The organism is Pedobacter sp. 05L430, assembly GCF_056397585.1.
The window spans coordinates 1-16,557 of sequence record NZ_JBFTNT010000074.1 but is presented as its reverse complement, the minus strand read 5'-3'; the positions used below and the strand labels follow the sequence as shown (position 1 = coordinate 16,557).

15 protein-coding genes are annotated in these 16,557 nt (G+C 41.4%); 8 read left to right on the top strand and 7 right to left on the bottom strand.

Annotation, left to right across the window (positions count from 1 at the left end):
• Window positions 1-564 precede the first annotated feature (564 nt).
• From AC1DG9_RS12580 to AC1DG9_RS12555, 6 genes are all read left to right on the top strand, one after another.
• Complete coding sequence (locus AC1DG9_RS12580; protein ID WP_172663435.1) at window positions 565-1,128, top strand: type 1 glutamine amidotransferase domain-containing protein; 564 nt, start codon at window positions 565-567, stop codon at window positions 1,126-1,128.
• Window positions 1,129-1,203: 75 nt separating this feature from the next.
• Window positions 1,204-1,761 carry an NADPH-dependent FMN reductase gene (locus tag AC1DG9_RS12575; protein WP_337714964.1) on the top strand — a complete coding sequence of 186 codons (558 nt, stop codon included), beginning with the start codon at window positions 1,204-1,206 and terminating at the stop codon, window positions 1,759-1,761.
• A 161-nt stretch (window positions 1,762-1,922) separates the two neighbouring features.
• A complete protein-coding gene (pncA, locus tag AC1DG9_RS12570; protein WP_337714966.1) occupies window positions 1,923-2,513 on the top strand; it encodes a bifunctional nicotinamidase/pyrazinamidase in 591 nt (196 codons plus the stop codon).
• 57 nt (window positions 2,514-2,570) lie between these two features.
• The gene (locus tag AC1DG9_RS12565) at window positions 2,571-3,002 is read left to right on the top strand and encodes a DoxX family protein (protein WP_337714968.1); all 432 of its coding nucleotides are present in this window, start codon (window positions 2,571-2,573) and stop codon (window positions 3,000-3,002) included.
• Between the two features lie 383 nt (window positions 3,003-3,385).
• On the top strand, window positions 3,386-3,568 hold the full coding sequence (locus AC1DG9_RS12560) for a hypothetical protein (protein ID WP_337714969.1): 183 nt from the start codon (window positions 3,386-3,388) through the stop codon (window positions 3,566-3,568).
• Window positions 3,569-3,731: 163 nt separating this feature from the next.
• Window positions 3,732-4,166: a DUF1810 domain-containing protein gene (locus tag AC1DG9_RS12555; protein WP_172663440.1), complete on the top strand. Its 435-nt coding sequence runs from the start codon at window positions 3,732-3,734 to the stop codon at window positions 4,164-4,166.
• Window positions 4,167-4,306: 140 nt separating this feature from the next.
• Here AC1DG9_RS12555 and AC1DG9_RS12550 read toward each other — a convergent pair whose 3' ends face one another.
• The 4 genes from AC1DG9_RS12550 to AC1DG9_RS12535 all read right to left on the bottom strand — a co-directional run bounded on the left by AC1DG9_RS12550 (window position 4,307) and on the right by AC1DG9_RS12535 (window position 9,547).
• Complete coding sequence (locus AC1DG9_RS12550; protein WP_337714972.1) at window positions 4,307-5,104, bottom strand: DUF4249 domain-containing protein; 798 nt, start codon at window positions 5,102-5,104, stop codon at window positions 4,307-4,309.
• A gap of 3 nt (window positions 5,105-5,107) precedes the next feature.
• On the bottom strand, window positions 5,108-7,750 hold the full coding sequence (locus AC1DG9_RS12545) for a TonB-dependent receptor (RefSeq protein ID WP_337714974.1): 2,643 nt from the start codon (window positions 7,748-7,750) through the stop codon (window positions 5,108-5,110).
• 137 nt (window positions 7,751-7,887) lie between these two features.
• The gene (locus AC1DG9_RS12540; RefSeq protein ID WP_477634703.1) at window positions 7,888-8,871 is read right to left on the bottom strand and encodes a FecR family protein; all 984 of its coding nucleotides are present in this window, start codon (window positions 8,869-8,871) and stop codon (window positions 7,888-7,890) included.
• Between the two features lie 70 nt (window positions 8,872-8,941).
• Window positions 8,942-9,547: an RNA polymerase sigma factor gene (locus AC1DG9_RS12535; protein WP_172663444.1), complete on the bottom strand. Its 606-nt coding sequence runs from the start codon at window positions 9,545-9,547 to the stop codon at window positions 8,942-8,944.
• A 362-nt stretch (window positions 9,548-9,909) separates the two neighbouring features.
• Between AC1DG9_RS12535 and AC1DG9_RS12530 the strand changes: the two genes are divergently transcribed.
• Both AC1DG9_RS12530 and AC1DG9_RS12525 read left to right on the top strand, forming a co-directional pair.
• Window positions 9,910-10,752, top strand: coding sequence for a hypothetical protein (locus AC1DG9_RS12530; protein WP_337714976.1), 843 nt, complete (start codon window positions 9,910-9,912; stop codon window positions 10,750-10,752).
• A 19-nt stretch (window positions 10,753-10,771) separates the two neighbouring features.
• A complete protein-coding gene (locus AC1DG9_RS12525) occupies window positions 10,772-13,210 on the top strand; it encodes a bifunctional YncE family protein/alkaline phosphatase family protein (protein ID WP_337714978.1) in 2,439 nt (812 codons plus the stop codon).
• Window positions 13,211-13,261: 51 nt separating this feature from the next.
• Here AC1DG9_RS12525 and AC1DG9_RS12520 read toward each other — a convergent pair whose 3' ends face one another.
• The 3 genes from AC1DG9_RS12520 to AC1DG9_RS12510 all read right to left on the bottom strand — a co-directional run.
• Window positions 13,262-14,557, bottom strand: a complete 1,296-nt coding sequence (locus AC1DG9_RS12520; RefSeq protein ID WP_337714980.1) for a sensor histidine kinase — start codon at window positions 14,555-14,557, stop codon at window positions 13,262-13,264.
• Window positions 14,541-15,917 (bottom strand): sigma-54-dependent transcriptional regulator, encoded by a 1,377-nt coding sequence (locus AC1DG9_RS12515; RefSeq protein ID WP_172663448.1) that lies wholly within the window; start codon window positions 15,915-15,917, stop codon window positions 14,541-14,543. The genes AC1DG9_RS12520 and AC1DG9_RS12515 overlap by 17 nt, the downstream gene beginning before the upstream one ends.
• A gap of 19 nt (window positions 15,918-15,936) precedes the next feature.
• The coding region (locus AC1DG9_RS12510; RefSeq protein ID WP_477634702.1) for an ABC transporter permease at window positions 15,937-16,557 on the bottom strand (621 nt) is incomplete at its 5' end.

Here is a 16,557-nt window from a genome sequence, read left to right as displayed (position 1 = left end):
TTCTTAGACTTTCAGCGTTTTTAAACATGGAAGCTGAAAATAAGTTAAGAGCGATTTTCCATGAACCAACTGGCGATTAAGCAATTTGAAAAAAACAGGAGCCGGCCGGTGCTTAAACGTACTGGAGCTTCTCCGGTTTTTAATATTAAAAGCGGCTTAATTGTGGGTAGGAAACGCGAGTTGAACTAAATAAGAATATAAGCAAGATTAGATTGTTATTTTAACGGAAACAGATTTTTTCAATAAAGAACGCTTGGGTCAAGTCGCGAACCCCGAACCACCCTGGCCACTGTTATATAGAGATAAGCGCTGGTTGACATCAGTGCTTATTAATCTCCTGGCGATGAAAAGTACAGATTTTTCAGGATTCACTTCAGGGAAATGCTATTCAGCAAGAGAAATTAGGTAATATTCATTTATATCAATTCTGTTTGAGAAGAACAAACCATTAGCATCATTCGTTTCACGCTGTCAAAAAGCGGGAACAACAAAATCTAAAACATTCTGTATTAACCATTGTAGTTATTAAACAGAAAACTAACGTTGAACATTAAAACAATAATCATGGGACAATTAAGCAATCGAACCATAGCCGTTTTATCGGAAAACGGTTTTGAAGAAACAGAATTGACAAGCCCTGTTGAAAGGTTAAAAGAAGAAGGTGCCACAGTTCATATCATCTCGTCTAAATCAGGCAAGATACAGGCAATGAAGGGCGACCATCAGTGGACAATTGAAGTGGATGTAGACAAGACAATCAATGAAGCTAATGCTGATGACTATCATGCATTAGTAATTCCCGGTGGGGTATTAAATCCCGACGCATTAAGAAAGAATGAGGATGCCGTCGACTTTGTAAAAGCTTTTTTTGACCTTGGAAAACCAGTAGCAGCGATCTGTCACGGCCCGCAAGTGCTGATTACAGCTGAAGTTGTAGAAGGTAGAAAGTTGACTTCAACAAAAACCATAAAAATTGACCTGTTGAATGCTGGTGCTGAATGGTATGACCAGGAAGTTGTAGTTGACGCGGGTTTGGTCACCAGCCGAAGCCCAAGAGATCTCCCTGCTTTTAATGACAAGATGGTAGAAGAATTTGCAGAGGGTGTCCATGAAGGGCAACATTCCTAACCCATAAAATTAAGCGGGTATCTAAAAGGTCCCGCTTTGTGTTATTACTGGAAATATCACTCTATACTATTTACCATGACAAAACTTAAAACAGCAGTTCTGGTGGGCAGCCTTCGCAAGGAATCCTGGAACAGAAAAACAGCCAATGCACTCATTGCACTTGCTCCTGACTTACTTACATTGGAGATTATCAGTATCGGCGATCTGCCGCTTTACAACGAAGACCTGGAAACAGCTCCACCTTCGCAATGGACAACCTTCCGTAAACACCTGGCAACTTTTGACGCAGTACTTTTTGTCACTCCAGAATATAACAGGTCTGTTCCCGCAGTACTCAAAAATGCCCTTGATGTCGGCTCTCGTCCATATGGGAAAAGCTGTTGGGATGGAAAACCTGGTGCGGTGATCAGCGTATCTCCTGGCAACATTGGGGCCTTTGGGGCAAATCATCACCTGCGCCAGTCCCTTGTATTTCTGAACGTTCCTGCTATGGCTCAGCCGGAGGCCTATATCGGGGGTGCCGCTAGCTTATTTGACGATAAGGGTATACTCACCAATGAATCTACCAGGGCATTGTTAAAGAAATTTATGGATAGTTTCCAGCTCTGGATCACTAGCAATGTAAAAAAGTAAGAAGATTTTTGTTGATCCTTCATATTACGCCCATGAGGAATATAGACAAAGGTAAATTCCCCTCTTATGCTATAAGCTTATTTTACATTACCTTCAAACTTTAATTTTTCAAACACATCATGCCCGAAACCCATTAAATTAATCACAATCAATCCTTATCTATGAATGCGCTAATTATTATCGATGTGCAGTATGATTTTTTACCCGGAGGTGCTTTAGCTGTTAACCATGGTGACGAAATCGTCCAAACCATTAACGACTTACAGTCAGAATATGATCTGGTAGTAGCCACGCAAGATTGGCATCCAAGGGGTCATAAAAGTTTCTTTACTTCCCACCCAAATAAAATACCATTTGAAGAAATATCGTTAAACGGATTAAATCAGGTACTATGGCCTGAGCATTGCATACAGGGAACAAAGGGCGCAGAACTGGTTCCAGAACTTTTAACGAATGCTGTTGAGGCTATTTTTAGAAAAGGGGTGGATAAAGAAATTGACAGTTACAGCGGCTTTTTTGACAATGGCAGAAAAAAATCTACAGGCATGGCCGATTACCTTAAAGGAAGAGGCGTTACTGAAGTAGCCGTTTGCGGAGTGGCCGCTGATTTTTGTGTGTATTATACTGCAAATGACGCGTTAGACTTAGGTTTTAAATCAAGTATTATAACGCGCGCCGCTAAACCGATAGACCGGGAAAGATATGAACGTGTTAAAAAAGACTTTCAGCTAAAGGGGGGAACTGTTATTTGATCACCCGAACGATCATGCCTGCCGATTGTTAACAGAGCAGTAAATTATTTGACGACAATGACAAAAGAAAATCATTCTGCCACCAATCTAAAAAATCTTGCACGGATAATCTTGGGCCTATTTATGATATTGGCAGGTTTGGGGCATCTAAGTTTTCAGCGGGAAGAATTTCAGGCACAGGTACCAAACTGGATCCCAATGAACCAAGACCTGGTCGTCCTGCTTTCAGGAATCGTGGAGATTTTACTGGGAGTGACAATGATCTTTTGGCGCAAACAAAGAATTAAAGTCGGCATAGCACTTGCCATCTTTTATATACTGGTTTTCCCTGGCAACATTGCCCAGTACACTGAACATCGCAACGCATTCCGGCTGGATACCGACACCAAGCGTCTGGCACGGCTTTTCTTCCAGCCTGTGCTCATCATTTGGGCACTATGGTCCAGTGGTGGTCTCAAACGACAAACCGCACCCGAGCGGAAAAACTAATCGTTGCTGCAACCTAAAACCAGACAGAGACCTGAGCTACACCTTCAATTAAACAATTTTTCATCTATTCTTTGAAGAAAAGCGCAGTCTTTTTGAGCTTTGCCAATGTTCATGTTCCCTTAATTTTCTGCAAACACGCGAGGTGTAAGAGACTTTGCCACACCCTGTCTCTCCACTCAGCCAATCGACCTTTTAGAATTATTGGCAATTAAATTAGCAATGCTAATGCAGATAAGTTAGATTATTTTGGCATAAACCAGGCGATATCTAATTGCGCTGGATGAGAACCTTGAAAACCACGATGTCATCCATAAATTAAAATCCAATGACAAACCTTTTCAATAAGCGTATGTTATTTGATTATGTGCCACTAATTTTTAAACATGAAGTCTAAAGCAAAAGAACGTAGTACCTTTGATTCAGTCAAAAATGCTGCTATAAGCAAGCACACTCATTATTTTCATGCTGATGAAGATTTTAGAGAAGACCGGGACTGGGGAAAAACGGAAACAATTGAGTTCCCCGACAAACAGGATACCTTAAAAATCCATAAAAAAAGAGCATAGTTAAAGTGCTTATTTAGCATCTGAAACCTGAATTTCTGATCAGGTCTTATCCCTATATGGCAGGGTTTATGAGCCATCTGACTGCCCCCCACATCTCAGCAAGGAATCAGGATAACTATTGCTATTCAGCAAATTTTACCCTAATTTGAAAAGAAATTAGACGATGAAGCAGCATAACCTGGAAAGATATATTACAGCACAAAAATCGGTCTTTCAAACCGCTCTGACTGAAATTCAAAACGGCAGGAAAAGCAGTCATTGGATGTGGTATGTATTTCCTCAAATCCAGGGGCTTGGTTATACGGAGATTTCGAGATTTTATGCCATTCGAGACATTGATGAGGCCAAAGAATATCTGCAGCATCGGACATTAGGACCTAGACTCATTTTAATGTGCAATAGCTTACTGGAACTTAAAACCAATGACGCACATCGAGTATTTGGCAGTCCGGATGACCTGAAACTAAAATCATGCATGACCCTATTTGCCTCGGTTTCACCTACAGATCCGGTCTTCGAAAAAGTACTTGATAAATTCTATAACGGTTTAAAGGACCACATCACACTGAAAATATTAAACCTGCAACTAAGGAAGTAAGAATCGTCTCTATTTTTAAAAAATCGCAGAAATGACAGCGATGATGCCCCATTCTCCGCCAAAGTATCAAAACCTGTATAAAGCCTGCAAATCAATGATTAGCAGGCTTTATTGTTTATATCAAGTTTCCCCTCCCTGATTTATGGAACAACAATTGTTTTACGCTGAACGGTATGGGCACTAAAAAAGCCTAATGCCCCACCATTGATATTAGTAACCGGATTTGCTGGTGCAGCCCCATCGGATGAACCGTTGGCATTGGAGAGGCTAAACATATAAGTGTATACAGAAGCATCAATACAATGCATTTCCGCTGTTAAACGATCTCCTTTAACAATATTTTTGCCATGATCTTTGGTTGTGTTTTCAAAGACCAGATACTCATTTATTTCCTGTCCACTGGTAAATTCATCATTGAGCACTTTATATTCACGTTGAATTTTATCATTGATATATTGCTGGAACCAATAGTAGTTTGCCACCCCGGGCGTATCTTTGAATTTCACCATCGGCGTGGTACGGGTTGAATCGTAATCCTTTGGTTTAAGTGTAAAATCCAGGAAAGGTACGTGCTCAGGCATCGTGCTGGATGCGGTGAACATTTCGCCCTGAATGGTTACAGACAGAAAATAGGTTTGACCAGGAGTACCATTAATCGCGGTTGTGGTATAAATCCCCTTACTGATCTCGTTCAACAATACTGAGGTGCCATTATTATCAACCTTAACAATAGCTCCGCTGATGCCGTTAAACTGGTTGTCATCACCAAAATTCTTTGTTTGACTCACATTCACCTGACATACACCTGGTTCGTTGGTAATCATACCCTCAATTACGTACTTTGGGGTATTGTCCTTAAGTTTCAGCTCTATGGCATCTTCACAGGACCAAAGCAACACCATCATAGAAAGTAACAGAAAACGATATATAGAATTCATAAGTTAAAATTTAAAATTGTAAGATACGGATGGAATAAAGCGGAATAAGGTGGTTCTTATTGCCTCGGTACGGTTGGGGTCTGACTCACTATCCTGGAAGGTAATGCGGAATGGATTTTTCCTGCCATAGGCATTGTACAAGCTAAAGCTCAGTTCAGATGAGAATTTCTTGTTCTGTTTCAACATTCGCGTAGCACCCAGGTCTAATCGGTGATAAGCAGGCATACGATCTGCATTGCGTTCAGAGAAATAAAAATAGCTTTGACCAAGTAATCGGTATTTTCCATTTGGAAAAGTAACAGCATTTCCAGTAGAATATACCCAATTTGCAGAAACACTCCATTTTTGGCTCAGTTTATATACGCTGACAACAGAAACATCATGAGTTTTATCCTGACGGGCATTATACCATTGATTGTTGTTGATGCCATCGATTTTTCTTTCCGTTTTTGATAATGTGTAACCTAACCAGCCGCTAAGCCTGCCCGCTTTCTTTTTCAACAGCAGCTCCATACCATAAGCACGCCCCTTGCCAAACAGCAACTGCGTTTCAATTGGTCTGTTTGTAAATATATCAGCACCATTGCGGTAATCAATCTGATTTTTCAGTGTCTTGTAATACGTTTCGACCGTTAGCTCATAAGCAGAGCCAATGTTCCGATAGTAACCCAATGACACCTGGTCACTCAATTCAGGTTTAATAATGTTGGTACTGGCCACCCACCTATCGGTTGGAGAAGCGGCATTAGAATTAGAAATCAAGTGCAGGTTTTGCACATTCCTCACATAAGATGCTTTAACCGATGCCCACTCACCGACTTGCAGTGCAGCGGCTAAACGCGGTTCTAAATTAACATAAGTTTTTACCAGTTCTCCCCTTTTGTAAGCAGTTGAGCCGATTACATCTCCTGCCTGGTTGATGCTGTAATAGTCACCAGGGCCCAATATGGTGAAAGCTGATACTCTCAATCCATAAGTAAGGGTAAGCGCACTACTGGCCTTCCAGGTATTACTCACATAGACTGCGTTTTCCAATGAGTATCTATTTTGAAGGTTCTGTGAAATGAAACCGGAATTTCCTGTGGCCTGCACTTCTCCAGGTTTTATGGTATGGAATATTGAGTTCAAACCAAAGCTAATCGTATTCTGCTCATTAGCATACCACTGGATATCCTCCTTAACATTCCAATCACGAATCTGCGAGAAGAGTGTCAGTGAATTTTCGTCCGTATTAGCCTGCACCTTATAATTGTAGTTGCTAAAAATTACCGAGGTATTGGAAAATAGTTTATTGTTAAAAACATGATTCCAGCGCATGGTTGCGGTAGCATTACCCCAGTTGATTCCAGAAAGGTTATCCGAGGCCAATACATCCTTTCCAAAATAGCCGGATAAAAACAAACGGTCTTTATCCCCTAATATATAATTGGCCTTGGCATTAACATCATAAAAATAAAGCTGTGTATTGTTGATCGAAGTATCGCTGGAGAGTTTTAGGAACATGTCTGCATAAGTCCTGCGGGCAGAGATGAGAAACGATGACTTATCCTTTTGAATTGGCCCTTCTACATTTAATCGTGCAGCAATAAGGCCAATTCCCCCGCTTACCCCCAACTTTTGATTGTTTCCGTCATTCATTTTAACATCCAGAACTGATGACAGACCACCACCATATTGAGCCGGCATTCCACTTTTATACAGCGTTACATTTTTAATTGCATCAGAATTAAAGGTCGAAAAGAAGCCCAGCAAATGGGAGGCGTTGTATACTGGCGCTTCATCTAATAAGATCATATTCTGGTCTGCCGTTCCGCCGCGCACAAACATACCACCATTTCCCTCTCCGGCAGTTTTCACGCCAGGTAATAGCTGCAAGGTTTTGATTAAATCCGGCTCTCCCATGAGTACAGGGACCAATTTAGTTTCGCTGATGCTCAATCGTTCCATTCCCATTTGCGGATTTCCGATATTTCGTTGTGCGGAAGTACTATTGATTGTAACCGTTTCCAATAAATTCTGATCATCAGTTAAGGTAGCATTCAGATTCGTATTTTCTTTCAAATCAATCCGGACTCTGTAGGTTTTTGAGCCGACAGCGCTAATCTCCAGATCATAGCTACCCTTTATCAGGGTAATGGAATAAAAGCCATATTCATTGCTGGCTGTAGCTAAATTAGCGCCCACGATCCTTATGGTTGCGGCAATTAAAGTTTCGCCTGTACTTTGCGATTTAACTGTTCCGCTTAGTGTATACTTTTCTTTGCTTTGTGCCGGATTTGCCGCCGGACCGGCCTCGTCCTTTTTTGTTTTTTCGGGATCAAGGCGAATGAATACTTCTTTATCCAGTATACTGAATTGCAGCGGCTTGTCAGCAAAAGCCAATGTCAGAATCTCTTTCAGGCTTTTATCCCAGGCGGTAATGCTGATCTTAATAGAACTGCTTGCAATCTGTTCATTAAAGGTGAATTTTGCACCGGAAATGGAAGTTATTTTATCTAGTGCTTTTTTAAGTTGTTCGTTTTTTAAGCTTATACTTAACTTTTTATCCAATGGACTTTGGGCATGTGCCCGCGACTGTAGGACTATCAGAAATAATAAGACAACGGCAATAAAGGTTAGGAACCCAACAGGTTCTAGTTTTTTCATTGATATGTTTGTTTGACAGTTATGGATTCATAACTTTATAATTAAATATTGATTTCTTATGTCCTGTAGTTCTCAAGGCTCGGACATTTTAAATTAGTTCAGATACTTGCCTGGTTCTGTATAACAGAATCGGGCATTTATTTTAGGATCACATAATGCCCTCCCTCTTTTCGCCATTTAGCTTCCACAACGGTACTTAGCTTGTTTAATGTTTCATCCAGCGGAGCTGACAYGTTCAGATTCCCATAAAATATTGCTTCAGATAACTGCTTATCTAATTTAATTTTTATGTTATACTGATTTTCAAGATCTCTGCTGACTTCCTGAATTTCTGCTCCTTTGTATTCATATAAACCTAATCGTTTATTCATAAAGGTAGCAGCATCAGGATAGTCCACTTTTGAAATACGCGAGGAAATTTTATCAAACACGATACGCTGATTAGCCAATATCGTGTCTCGTTTGCTGCTGTTTGAACCATTAAGTGAAACAGTTACTCTCCCGGTCACAAGGGTCACATTTATTATGTGTTGTTCTTTGTAGGCGGTTACATTAAATGCAGTGCCAAGTACCGTAGTATTGATTTGGCCACTTTTAATGATAAATGGATGTTTGACATCATGTGCTACTTCAAAAAAAGCCTCCCCTTCCAATGATACTTTACGTTCAGTTCCTTCAAATCTGTCGGAATAACTAAGCTTACTATTGGGACTTAGCCACACTTTGGTGCCATCTGACAAATCAAATTGTTTACGCTCGGTTGATGTTGTGATTGATTTGGATTCCTGCGGAGGATTAAATATCCGAGACACATCGGACCAGTAAAAGCAAATTCCTATTACAATTAACAACGTTGCAGCAATACCTGCAAGCCTCTGCATGCCAAAACTGTTGCGACTTGATATCAGTCGATGTGTGGTCTTTTTATCAGGAAATGGAGGGGTTAACCCTTTCTCTGGACTAATGGCGGTTTGATCCCATGTTGCCGACATTAGCGTCATTACCTGTTCATCATCTTTACTTTTCTCAAGCAACCTGAAAAACAATTTCAGCTCTTCTGCTGTACACTGATTGTTCAGGTACTGATGATACAAATATTCAAATTGAACTTTTTCTTCCACAGTTTAAAAATTTACCGGAGGCTGCTTACCCGGCCGGTTTATTATAATACAACTGAAAAAGATGATAGGACTAGTTGGAACGAAAATAATTTGAGGCAATCAGAAAACAAACGATACTTCCATGTTTGCTGACATAGCTGCGAATAAACTTCGTAGCAACAACCATATGATTTTTAACCGTGTTTTTTGAAATATTCAGCCTTTCGGCAATCTGTTCATGAGTCATCTCTTCATTACGGCTCATTTGATAGATCAATTTCTTTTGTGCCGGCAAAAGTGCAATGGCTTCATCATAGGTTTTGAGTAACTCTTTCTCCAGGAGGCTGTCGTCAGTTGAGTGGCGAATAGCATCCATATAATTTAACACCTCTTCCTGCAGCACCTTGTCGCGTGCTATTTTTTTGAGGTGGTTAAGCACATGGTTTAGTGTAATTTTTCTGATGTAGGCATCAAAATTGAGTTCAGGGTTGATCTGGTCTTTTTTCTGCCAGATCCTGATGAAAACTTCCTGCACAACTTCCTCTGCCGTCTCCGCAGACTTACAAAGGTTGCAGGCATAAAGGTATATTTTACTTCTGTACAGGTTATAGATTTGCGCAAAAGCCAACTGATCACCTTCTCTGAGCTTTTTCAGTAGTTCAATGTCCTCAGTGATATCCGGCAGATGTGTAGGCATAAAAATCTATTGCGCCCAATGTTAGATAAAAATTCTTAGAATTGGAAACAATCGGGTCAACTGTAAAACTTTCCGATCATATGGTCAATACAAATGACAAACCACTTTAAAACCCTTTTGCATATTTTTTGTCTCTTTTGACCAGTTGGGAGCTTTTCTGATAAGACACCTAAATTTTACCCTAAAAAACCATTAAAAGTCAGATCAATAGTTTTCAAAAAGAACAGAATCAAGGGTAGAGAATTTGTTACAAAGAATTAACCCAATAATAACCTAAAGTTGGTATTAATCAAAACCAGCATTCCTAATATTACCCAGACTTTAAATTACTGGAGTCACAAAATAATTCTAGTTCAAAACAAATGAAAAAAATCCTGCTTTTTACAATCCTTCAATTGCTGATCATCAAGGGCATCGCCCAAACGATTAATACCGTAAATTCCGGGGACCCATTTGGAATGACCTCAACTCAGCCATTCTTATTTTCCATAAACACCCTTACCCCTCAAAATACCAGATGGAATATCCATTATTCAGGAAGTTATGGGCAACGGACGACAGGACAGTTCGGATACGATGGTCTGGGGCAGCAGTTTGGCGTAAAAGGCTATTTGGGTAACCGTTTCACTTTATATGCCACTGCGGCAATCGGTTTCGCAAACCGTGGTGGGATAACCTCTGCCGAGCAAGCTGAAGTAATTAGGGATTTAATTGGCGGCACACAACTCAGTGGTTTTAGACTCGGCGCTGGGTTGGGGGTAAGTCGGGATTGGTCAAACGTAAAATCAGCCATCAGTAGGATAACCGCCTCATTTGATCAAATCAATTGGCGTTTGCTGGGTAATTTAAGGTTTGAAAAAGCATTCGACAGTAATAGAGATAAACTGGATTTTATTACCAGTCTGGGTTACCAGCATCGCATTTCTGGCGGACTATATGTGGGTTTTGAAGCCGTAGGTCAGGATCTGGAAGGATTCTGGGAAAAAGATGAAGCAGAAGGAGGTGCCAAAGTATTAGTCGGTCCTGCGATAAACCTTGAACCCGCCCATTCAAAACTATCGTTCTCGCTTTCCGGTGGACCGGTATTTTATGCAACCAGAAGCCAGGTAATCCCATCAGAAGCCATTCGCGATATTGGCACGGTAGCATCAGGAAACGGATATACCATCAGAGCTTTGATTAACTTCAACTTGCGCAATCATTAAAACCTTATTCAATAGTAGTATGAAAAAATTCATTATATTTTTTGCATTTGTATTTGTGATCAACCAGACTCAGGCACAATGGCCGGGAAAGATTGAAAAAACAAGTCAGATCTTATTGCCGAATGGCTGGAAATTAAGTCCTGCAGGCCGCTCGATCAATTTAGGAGATCTGCCACTGAACATGCAACTAAGTTCAACAGGTAAATTCCTTGCAGTCACTAATAACGGGCAAAGCATACAGTCGCTACAGCTAATTGATCCTAAAACTGAAGCCATACTTGACGAACAGGTATTGGCCAAATCCTGGTATGGACTGGCTTTCAGTAAAGATGAGCAACATGTGTATGTATCCGGAGGAAACGATAACTGGATTCTGGACTTTCGGATCGAAAACAATAAACTGGGGAAAAGCGATACCATTAAGCTTGGCCCAGTTTGGCCGAAGGGAAAAATAAGCCCTGCAGGTATTGCCGTAAATAAAGCAAATACGCGGCTATATACCGTAACCAAAGAAGACAGCACCCTTTACATCATCAATCCTAATGAAAAAAAGGTGTTGAAAAAAGTGCAGTTACCGGCAATTGCATATAGCTGCCTCCTCTCTCCAGACGGCAATAAGTTATACATCTCTTTATGGGGCGGGCGGGCTGTAGCGATCGTCAGCACTGCATCAGAAGAAATTGTTCAGCAGGTCCTGGTCGGAGATCATCCAAATGAATTGCTTTTAAATAAAAAAGGTAACTTTTTATTTGTTGCCAATGCGAATGACAATACCGTTTCGGTGATCAATACCCTAACCAATAAGGTAAGTGAAACCATTGCGACAACCCTTTATGCCACCCAGTTAACAGGCTCCACAACCAATGGACTAGCCTTAAGCACCAACGAGAAAACACTTTATATTGCCAATGCCGATAACAATTGCCTTGCAGTTTTTGATGTCAGTCGCCCAGGCAGCAGTCAGAGCCTGGGCTTTATACCCGTAGGATGGTACCCGACCAATGTAAAAACCCTGGGGTCAAAGATCCTGGTTACAAATGGCAAAGGTAATACCTCGCTAGCCAATCCGGAAGGTCCACAGCCCATATCAAAAGCGGATAACAGTGGCTATCAGATGGGCGGTACAGCTAATAATAAACTCCAGTACATCGCCGGTCTGTTTAAAGGAACCTTATCTTTTATTGATGTACCTAAAGCAGAGCAATTAAAATCTTATACAGCTCAAGTTTACGCAAATACGCCATTTAGCGACAAACGAACAATATTGGCCGATGGAGAGGCCGGAAATCCTATTCCGCGAAAACAGGGGCAGAAATCCCCCATAAAGCACGTGTTTTATATCATTAAGGAAAACCGAACCTATGATCAGGTTTTGGGCGATCTCCCTCAGGGTAACGGCGATTCTTCCTTAACACTTTTTGGCAAAAAGATTACGCCTAATCAGCATGCGCTTGCAGAAGACTATGTGCTACTGGATAATTTCTATGTAGATGCCGAAGTAAGTGCCGACGGGCACAACTGGAGTATGGCCGCTTATGCTACTGATGTTATTGAGAAATCCTGGCCAACCGGGTATGGAGGCCGGGGAGGTACGGGGAATTATGAGGGTGGCCGTCCGATAACGTATCCTAAGGATGGATTTATATGGGATTACTGTCAGCGCGCGGGTATTACCTACCGTAGCTATGGAGAGTTTGGGGATTATGCCAAAGCGAATATCAAATCACTTCAAGGGCATATGTGCCCTGCATCTCCCGGTTTTGATATGGACATTACCGACCAGGTGAGAGCTGATGCCTGGCAGCATGACTTTGATTCTTTATTAAATGTCGGTGCAGTTCCGCAATTCAGTACGCTAAGGATTTCAAACGACCACACCAGTGGACAGAAAAAAGGCAAGGTATCTCCTCAGGCCGCTGTTGCAGATAATGACCTTGCGGTTGGGCGCATCTTAGAACACCTATCTCACAGTCCGATCTGGAAAGAATCAGTTGTTTTCATTTTAGAGGACGATGCGCAAAATGGACCCGACCATGTAGACGCCCATCGCTCACCGGCTTACGTGGTAGGACCTTATGTAAAACGAAATACAGCAGTACATACCATGTATTCTACTTCGGGCTTTTTAAGAACCATGGAACTGATTTTAGGCCTGCCACCAATGAGCCAGTATGATGCCGCAGCGGTTCCATTATTCGAATGCTTTACAAGTACACCTGATTTTAAACCCTATACGGTAAAACAGCCTTTAATAGATTTGGACACCCGCAATGTAGCCAACAACGAAAGCAGCCGACGTTCTGAGCAGTTTAATTTTGCAAAAGAAGATGCTGCTCCTGATCTTGATCTGAATGAGGTGGTCTGGAAATCTGTAAAGGGTGAGCATTCAGTGATGCCAGCTCCCAAAAGAAGTGCTTTTGTAATCCTCGAAAAAAAGAAAAAGGATGATGATGACTAAAAAACTAGCGAGCTATTTACTTTTCAAGATAGCTAACGGGTTTAACTCGAATTACATCACGATCTTGAATTCTGTCCATTCACCAATAGTTTGCAAAGAAAATTTAAAATTGTGGTTATAAAGGATTTCCCTTGTCAACATCAATCCAATACCTTGTCCATTTTTGGTCGTGCTAAAAAAGGGAGAGAAAAGCCGACGGCTGACCTCATTTGGGATTCCAGGTCCGGTGTTCGAAATGGAAATCATTTGATCTGGTGAAGCAGTTTTGATGCGTATGGTTCCCGAATAGTCCACAGCCTCAATCGCATTTTTCAGAATATTTATGAAGACCTGTTCCAATTGCTGGTAATCAGCAAAGGTTTCAAGCACCAATGCATCCAGGTCCCACTGCCAGCTGACATTTTTTTTTCTGGCAGTAGGTTCCATAAGGAGCACAACTGAGCGAAGCAATGCGATCAGGTCAACAATATGCTTAACGGGTTCAGGAACACGCACAACCCTGGCAAAATTCGACATCAGATCACTCAGGCTATGGTTGCGGCCTATGGAAGTATTTAGGGCCGCATCATAATCTTCCTGATCAGCTTCATCCAGTTGATGTTTGTAATTTAGGCAGCTGTTAAGAATTGAATTGATGGCACCGATAGAATTGTTCACCTCATGAGACATCATCTTAATCACCTTCTCATAAGCATTTTTTTCCTTCAGGTAGATCTCGCGACTAAGTTCTTCAATCGTAATAAAAGTCCGTGAATACCCAAGATCTGTGAAGGTCGATTTGTGGCATTTGTAGGATTTTATTCCATTCAGATTAATTACTTTAGCATCATTCACTTTTACCAGTACCAGTTCTTCAGCAAGTCGTCCGCCAATTTGGCTCAATGATTTACCTAAAATCTCACCACGCTGCAGACCTAATATTTCTGTAGCGGCAGGATTCACTGCCCCAATAATTCCGTTAAACTCAAATATAATGATCCCCGAAGGAGAGGCTTCAATAAGTTTTCCTAAGAAGGAACTTTTCTCCGCCTGAAGCAGGCGCTCATGTCTTAATTGTCCGATCATCATGTTATACACATCGATCAATTCATCCATCTCGGGATGTCCAATCTGGTTCAATCTGGCACTAAAATCCTTGTCTTTCAGCGTTTCTATTCCCGAGGAGATGGTATCAAACGTCTGGCTGATCGAACGATACAACCAATAAGAAAAGATCAGCGAAACAAAAAGCATGCCCTCCCCGATCAGGAAAGCAGTTCTGCTTGCCGCATATAGTTCCGTAAGCAGGTAGATAAATACCGCATGAACAACAAGTGCCACCAATAAAACTTTAGTTTTGAGCTTCATAAGGGATGTTGTATTTCTCCAGTTTACGGTATAGCGTGCCCCTGCTTAAACCCAGTGCTTTGGCCACTCTGCTAATATTATTTTGATGAAAAGCCATTGCATTCCTGATCATGGAAAGTTCCATTTCATCAATTGATAAAGTTCCCACAGCAGGTAACGTCAGCGAGGCATTTGGTAATCGTTGGGCTTCCAGGTGTTGCTCAAAATCCTTTATATACAAGTAATCCCCTTCGCTGAGCAATACAGTACGTTCAATCAGGTTTTTAAGTTCTCGGATATTACCCGGCAGCGGAAGTGATTTTAACCAGTTATAGGTTTTTCTATCTATCTGAAGCTTCGGCCGCTGATAAATTTCTTTAAGGTTTTTCAAGAAATAATTGGCCAAAATCGGAATATCTTCTGTACGTTCCCGAAGCGGTGGCAAACGGATAATGATCAGGTTGATGCGGTAATACAAGTCCTCCCTAAATTTTGCAGCAGAGATCATTTCCCTTAGATCGCGGTTGGTGGCACAGACTACCCTAAGGTCAACGGACCGGGTCCTGCTGTCACCCAACACCTCATACTTGCGGTCCTGTAATACTCTCAGCAGCTTTACCTGGCTGTTTAAATCCAGGTCACCTATTTCATCTAAGAAAATGGTGCCTTTATCGGCCAGTTCAAACCGACCTACTCTGTCGGTGCGCGCATCCGTAAAGGCGCCACGTTTATGACCAAACATCTCACTTTCAAATAAGCTGGAAGAAATTCCTCCAAGATTTACTTTTACAAATGCTTTATTTCTGCGGGAACTGTTTTCATGAATGGCTTCCGCTACGAGTTCTTTCCCAGTGCCACTCTCTCCAATAATGAGTACTGAGGCATCAGTGCTACTGACCCTTGCAATGGTCTGTAATACCTCCAAAAGTTGTGGATCTTCACCAACAATATTCTCAAAACCATATTTTTCATTCAGCTTCTTACGCGTCATTGCCCCTGGCGTATCCAATTCAATTGATAAATCCAGTGCTGTTCTTAATGCCCGCATTAAATGTTCGTTGTCCCAGGGTTTATTGATAAAATCTGCTGCCCCGGCTTTCATGCCCTCCACTGCCAGTTTAATCGATCCCCATCCGGTCATTAAAATAACTGGCAGCAGTGGTCTTGATTTTTTGATCTGCTGCAGCATAGCCAGCCCATCTTCCCCTGTAGTTTCCATAGAAAAGTTCATATCCAACAATACCGCATCTACTGGCTTTTCTTTAAGGTGCTTGAGTGCCTCTTCGGGACCATTTGCCTTGATGGATTTAAACCCATTCTGTTTTAACAACAGGTTTAGGGAAGCACATACAGCAATATCATCATCAATAATCAAAATCATAGGAACAAATTAAATTAGTTTATTCTTCATGTAATGCATCCGAAGGATTCAGCCTGGCTGCTTTTAAACTTGGATAGAAAGCGCAACTCAACATCAGCAAATACAAAAACAATGCAGCCCCCAAAATACTTAAAGTTCCATAATAGGCGTCTAAATATTGCATAATTAACATCTGAATCGCAATTAGCAAGCCCGGTAAAATACCTAAGGTAGTCAGCACTATGGATTCCAGGAGAAATTGCTGCAATATATCAGCCGGGCTTGCCCCCATGGTCACCCGCAGGCCAACTTCTGCTTTGCGTTTTGACAGGTTATAACTAAATACGCCAGAGATTCCCAGGAAAACATTGATCAGCAAAAATGCAAATACCAGCAAGGTAATACTCAACTGAATGTAATCTGTTTTCTGTGCATATTTTTTGACCAGCGTTAAAGAAATATTCTGCCTGATCAGAATTTCCGAAATGCCAACCGAGTTGATGGTTTTCCTGATCTGATCCTCCAGCAACTGGAAATTATCCGTGTTTTTTGATTTAAGCAAATAACTTGTTGCAGCAGTTTTCAATGGGATAAAAAATCCCGGGTTCAGATCAGCTCCGGTGTTCTCTCTGACCGCTTCCGATACCCCGACGATCAGGGC

What these genes read in the sequence shown, in the direction of transcription:
- AC1DG9_RS12580 (WP_172663435.1), top strand. Translation starts at nt 565, where the DNA reads ATGGGACAATTAAGCAATCGAACCATAGCCGTTTTATCGGAAAACGGT.
- AC1DG9_RS12575 (WP_337714964.1), top strand. Translation starts at nt 1,204, where the DNA reads ATGACAAAACTTAAAACAGCAGTTCTGGTGGGCAGCCTTCGCAAGGAA.
- pncA (WP_337714966.1), top strand. Translation starts at nt 1,923, where the DNA reads ATGAATGCGCTAATTATTATCGATGTGCAGTATGATTTTTTACCCGGA.
- AC1DG9_RS12565 (WP_337714968.1), top strand. Translation starts at nt 2,571, where the DNA reads ATGACAAAAGAAAATCATTCTGCCACCAATCTAAAAAATCTTGCACGG.
- AC1DG9_RS12560 (WP_337714969.1), top strand. Translation starts at nt 3,386, where the DNA reads ATGAAGTCTAAAGCAAAAGAACGTAGTACCTTTGATTCAGTCAAAAAT.
- AC1DG9_RS12555 (WP_172663440.1), top strand. Translation starts at nt 3,732, where the DNA reads ATGAAGCAGCATAACCTGGAAAGATATATTACAGCACAAAAATCGGTC.
- AC1DG9_RS12550 (WP_337714972.1), bottom strand. Translation starts at nt 5,104, where the DNA reads ATGAATTCTATATATCGTTTTCTGTTACTTTCTATGATGGTGTTGCTT.
- AC1DG9_RS12545 (WP_337714974.1), bottom strand. Translation starts at nt 7,750, where the DNA reads ATGAAAAAACTAGAACCTGTTGGGTTCCTAACCTTTATTGCCGTTGTC.
- AC1DG9_RS12535 (WP_172663444.1), bottom strand. Translation starts at nt 9,547, where the DNA reads ATGCCTACACATCTGCCGGATATCACTGAGGACATTGAACTACTGAAA.
- AC1DG9_RS12530 (WP_337714976.1), top strand. Translation starts at nt 9,910, where the DNA reads ATGAAAAAAATCCTGCTTTTTACAATCCTTCAATTGCTGATCATCAAG.
- AC1DG9_RS12525 (WP_337714978.1), top strand. Translation starts at nt 10,772, where the DNA reads ATGAAAAAATTCATTATATTTTTTGCATTTGTATTTGTGATCAACCAG.
- AC1DG9_RS12520 (WP_337714980.1), bottom strand. Translation starts at nt 14,557, where the DNA reads ATGAAGCTCAAAACTAAAGTTTTATTGGTGGCACTTGTTGTTCATGCG.
- AC1DG9_RS12515 (WP_172663448.1), bottom strand. Translation starts at nt 15,917, where the DNA reads ATGATTTTGATTATTGATGATGATATTGCTGTATGTGCTTCCCTAAAC.